3 protein-coding genes are annotated in these 3,949 nt (G+C 53.2%); all 3 read right to left on the bottom strand.

The annotated features are described in order from the left end of the window. The coding region (gene prpF / locus GOU96_RS17040; RefSeq protein ID WP_324702036.1) for a 2-methylaconitate cis-trans isomerase PrpF at positions 1 to 884 on the bottom strand (884 nt) is incomplete at its 3' end. Positions 885 to 892: 8 nt separating this feature from the next. Further along, on the bottom strand, positions 893 to 3,499 hold the full coding sequence (gene acnD, locus GOU96_RS17035; RefSeq protein ID WP_134987049.1) for a Fe/S-dependent 2-methylisocitrate dehydratase AcnD: 2,607 nt from the start codon (positions 3,497 to 3,499) through the stop codon (positions 893 to 895). Positions 3,500 to 3,576: 77 nt separating this feature from the next. Next, a partial coding sequence (locus GOU96_RS17030; RefSeq protein ID WP_324702035.1) for a citrate/2-methylcitrate synthase occupies positions 3,577 to 3,949 on the bottom strand: 373 nt, incomplete at its 5' end.

Raw genomic sequence — 3,949 nt, 5'->3', positions numbered from 1 at the left:
GCATCGACTGGCTTACCGCTTGAAGCTAAGTAACTTTTCGCGCCACTGACAAAAGCAATTTTCGGAGTGTGCTGACGGTTTTGCGCTTCTTCAATGCACTCAATCAGCCCCATTTTCAGTGCGCCATAAGCGCGTAGCGTTTCAAACTTCGCCAAGGCTTGTGGATCACTGTTGATGGCCTCTTGCAACTCAGTGCCTTGATAGCCGAGTGCTTCGGCATCGACAAAAATGGTTGGAATGCCCGAGTTGATGAAAGTCGCGTTGAACGTCCCGATACCCGGCACTTGCAAATCATCCATCACGTTACCAGTTGGGAACATAGCGCCGCTGTCATCCGCAGGATCAACAAAATCGACCTGTACTTCGGCCGCCGCAAAGGTCACTCCATCGAGTTCAAACTCACCGCACTCCTGCACTGCGCCATTAACTATCGGCACATGCACCACAATGGTTTTGCTGATGTTGACTTGCCACACTTTCACCGCCACCACACCATTGTGCGGAATACGCTCAGCAGGAATCAGCCCAGCATGGATCGCAAACGGCCCCACCGCAGCGGAAAGATTGCCGCAGTTTCCGCTCCAATCGACAAACGGTTTATCTATCGCCACTTGCCCGAACAGATAATCCACATCGTGATCAGCACGCGAGCTGGCACTGACAATCACGGTTTTGCTGGTGCTCGATGTCGCGCCTCCCATGCCATCAATCTGTTTACCGTAAGGATCTGGGCTACCAATCACTCGTAACAACAGAGCATCACGGGCAGCACCGGGAAGCTGCGCTTCAATCGGCAAATCGTTCAGACGGAAAAACACCCCTTTGCTAGTTCCGCCACGCATGTAGGTGGCAGGAATACGAATTTGTGACACTGTCTCGTTCATGCTGCCTCCTACTGCGCCAAAAAGTCTTGCGCGAAGCGTTGCAACACGCCACCCGCTTGATACACGTGCACTTCATCTGCCGTGTCCAAACGACACGTCACCGCCACATCGAGCTTCTCACCGTTTTGTCTGGTCACGACTAGGGCTAAATCTGCACCGGGCCTGATCTCCCCCACCACATCAAACAGCTCAGTGCCATCGAGCGCTAGCGAGTGGCGATTGACGCCCGGCTTAAACTCTAGCGGCAGTACGCCCATCCCAACCAAGTTGGTGCGGTGAATCCGCTCAAAGCCTTCGGCCACGATCGCCTCAACGCCGGCTAAACGCACACCTTTGGCTGCCCAGTCACGTGATGAGCCTTGGCCATAATCCGCTCCCGCAATTACAATCAGTGGTTGCTTGCGGTTCATATAGGTTTCAATCGCTTCCCACATGCGGGTTATTTTGCCTTCCGGCTCAATACGCGCGAGAGAACCTTGTTTGACCTGCCCGTTTTCTTTAACCATTTCGTTAAACAGTTTCGGGTTGGCAAACGTGGCGCGCTGCGCAGTCAGGTGATCGCCGCGGTGGGTGGCGTAAGAGTTAAAATCTTCCTCCGGCACGCCCATTTTGGTCAGGTATTCCCCAGCCGCGCTGCTCGCCAAAATGGCATTGGAGGGTGATAAATGATCCGTGGTGATGTTGTCACCCAAAATCGCCAGTGGTCGCATCGCTTTCAAGGTACGCGGTGCCGCGAGCGCTCCTTCCCAATACGGTGGGCGGCGAATATACGTACTCATCGGCCGCCAGTCATACAGCGGTGAGCTCGCACTTTGTGTCTCATCGAGTTTGAACATCTGGATATAGATCTGCTTAAACTGCTCCGGTTTGACCGCGCGGCCGACGACGGCATCAATCTCTTCATCACTTGGCCATAAGTGATTGAGATAAATTGGCTTGCCTTGTGCATCGACACCCAGCGCGTCACGTTCAATATCAAAGCGCATCGTGCCTGCTATCGCGTAAGCCACGACCAGAGGCGGCGAAGCCAAAAACGCTTGCTTGGCATACGGATGGATACGGCCATCAAAGTTGCGGTTGCCAGACAGCACCGCCGTAGCGTAGAGATCGCGTTCAATAATTTCTTGTTGAATCGCGGGATCGAGCGCGCCACTCATGCCGTTACAGGTGGTACAGGCATACGCCACAATGCCAAAACCAAGTTGTTCAAGTTCAGAGAGCAGCCCAGCTTCTTCCAAATACAATTTGGCAACTTTCGAGCCGGGCGCAAATGAGGTTTTCACCCAAGGCTGGCGTTTAAGGCCGAGCTGATTAGCTTTCTTGGCGAGCAGCCCTGCAGCGACCACGTTACGCGGGTTACTGGTGTTGGTGCAGGAAGTGATGGCGGCGATGATCACCGCGCCATCGGGCATCAAGCCCTCTGTTTGTTGTGCTTCTCGTTGCTGAGCAGGTATCGCAATGCCGCGAGCACTGAGTTCCTTGGTCGGTAAACGGCGATGTGGATTGGAAGGCCCCGCCAAATTGCGCTCAACGCTGGAGAGATCAAACTCCAGCACACGTTCGTATTCTGCGTGCTCTAAGCTGTCCGCCCATAAACCTGCAGCTTTGGCATAGCTTTCGACCAAGGCGACTTGCTCTGGATCGCGGCCAGTCAGTTTTAAATATTGAATGGTCTGTTCATCAATGTAGAACATGCCGGCAGTCGCGCCGTATTCCGGCGTCATATTGGAAATAGTCGCGCGATCGCCGATGGTTAGCGCTTTCGCCCCTTCGCCAAAAAACTCCAGATAGGCTGAGACCACCCGCTCGCGGCGCAGAAATTCAGTTAAAGCCAACACAATATCGGTTGCGGTAATACCCGGTTGGCGCGCTCCGGTAAGTTTCACACCGACAATATCTGGCAAGCGCATCATGGAAGGGCGACCAAGCATTACAGTTTCCGCTTCAAGGCCGCCCACGCCAATCGCCAGCACTCCAAGAGCATCAACGTGCGGCGTATGGCTATCTGTGCCTACGCAAGAATCAGGGAAAGCCACGCCCTCTTTCACCTGTATCACCGGCGACATTTTTTCCAGATTGATCTGGTGCATGATGCCGTTACCAGCTGGGATCACACTGACGTTTTTAAACGCGGTTTTACACCACTGAATAAAGTGGAAACGATCTTCATTGCGTCTGTCTTCTACCGCGCGATTTTTCTCAAACGCATCAGGATCGCAGCCGGAATATTCCACCGCCAACGAGTGATCAACAATCAACTGGGTTTCTACTACAGGATTGACTTGCGCGGGGTCGCCGCCTTGATCGGCAATCGCATCACGCAAGCCCGCCAAATCAACCAACGCGGTTTGGCCGAGAATATCGTGGCACACCACGCGCGCGGGATACCAAGGGAAATCAAGATCGCGTTTACGCTCGATAATTTGCAGCAGACTTTCGCTCAATTGTTCCGGTGGGCAGCGGCGAACCAAGTTTTCGGCCAGAATACGTGCCGTGTAAGGCAAAGTTTGGTATGTGCCCGGTTTTAACGCCTCGACCGCCGCGCGCGTATCAAAAAAATCGACCTGAGATTGCGCAGGGCTTTGCGATAAGGCTTTACGATACAGACTGTTCATGTTTTTACTTCCATTGCTGCTGGCCATTCAAATGGCTCTGAACCCTCCACAGGAGGGTTCGTTGTACTTGTTCAGTGTTAGCCACGCTGTTCAATCGGCAGCCAAGTTTGATGCTCAGGCCCCACATAATCCGCACTTGGGCGAATAATTCGGTTGTTGGCACGCTGCTCATAAACATGCGCCGCCCAGCCGGTTAAACGGCTCATCACAAAGATTGGCGTAAACAATTTGGTTGGAATGCCCATAAAGTGATAGGCCGAAGCGTGGAAGAAGTCCGCATTACAGAACAGATCTTTCTCGCGCTTCATCACCGCTTCCACACGCTCAGAAACAGCGTAGAGATGAGAATCCTCCACTGCTTCAGAAAGCGCCTTCGACCACTCTTTGATTAAGGCATTGCGTGGGTCACTCTCACGATAAATCGCGTGGCCAAAGCCCATGATTTTTTCT

This window comes from Vibrio sp. R-1, from assembly GCF_035615595.1.
In the GTDB taxonomy this organism is placed as follows: Bacteria; Pseudomonadota; Gammaproteobacteria; order Enterobacterales; family Vibrionaceae; genus Vibrio; species Vibrio cholerae.
This window is presented reverse-complemented; position numbering and strand designations above follow the sequence as displayed.